1 protein-coding gene is annotated in these 870 nt (G+C 59.0%); it reads left to right on the top strand.

Features of this window, described 5'->3' with window-relative positions:
- Window positions 1-164: 164 nt before the first annotated feature.
- Entirely contained in the window at window positions 165-647 is a 483-nt protein-coding gene (locus tag AB4Y97_RS20995) for an SRPBCC family protein (RefSeq protein WP_442000974.1), read from the top strand.
- The last annotated feature ends 223 nt before the right edge of the window (window positions 648-870 follow it).

The raw sequence follows: 870 nt of genomic DNA on the forward strand, positions 1-870 counted from the left end.
AAAGAGCGGCTCAAGGCGAGAGCTGCCCGCAGCCTCGAAGCCTTGGAAGCAGAACTCAAACCAGCCCTCGACGCCATCACTGCAAAAGATGCCCGAGGCTGGATCAGGCACGCCGGCTATGTCCTACACTGAAACCAAAAGCGCTTTAACCAAGGAGAAGTCGAATGATTGCACCAGCCGAAACTGCCCCGATCTCGGATCGCGAGCTCGTGTTGACTCGCATCATCGATGCGCCACGCGAGAAGGTGTTCAGGGCTTGGACCGATCCCGAACTCCTCAAGCAATGGTTTGCGCCTCGCCCCTACACCACGCCTGTCGCGGAACTCGACGTACGGCCGGGTGGCGCGAGTCTGATTGTGATGCGCGACCCTGACGGCAACGATATGCCGAACAGGGGAATCTATCTTGAAGTCGTCGAAAACGAGCGTCTCGTCTTTACCGACGCCTACACCAAGGCTTGGGAACCCTCTGAAAAGCCGTTCATGACGGTGATCCTGACCTTTGAGGACTTTGGCGGCAAAACGAAATACACCGCCCGCGCCCGCCACTGGACGGTCGCCGATCGCGAGATGCACGAGAAGATGGGCTTCCACGCAGGTTGGGGCCAATGCGCCGATCAACTGGCTGAAGTTGTCGGGAAGCTCTAGGCCGATGAGTGAGCCCGCGGTAGCAGGAAAAGGAAAAAGAAACTGCAGGCGCTCGTTCCCTGGCGGCGCTGAGCGCATCTACGACGACTGCCGGCACCTGCGTGGAAGAGGCTAGCCTCGATCCATCGGCGTGAGCGTTGCCTGTGCTTTTGTGGCTGGCTCTGCCAACGCAAAAACCGCCCTGTTGTGTGGGGCGGTTTTTGTTGTTTTGGTTGCGGGGACA

The organism is Microvirga sp. 2TAF3, assembly GCF_052114965.1.
GTDB lineage: Bacteria > Pseudomonadota > Alphaproteobacteria > Rhizobiales > Beijerinckiaceae > Microvirga.

What these genes read in the sequence shown, in the direction of transcription:
- AB4Y97_RS20995 (WP_442000974.1), top strand. Translation starts at nt 165, where the DNA reads ATGATTGCACCAGCCGAAACTGCCCCGATCTCGGATCGCGAGCTCGTG.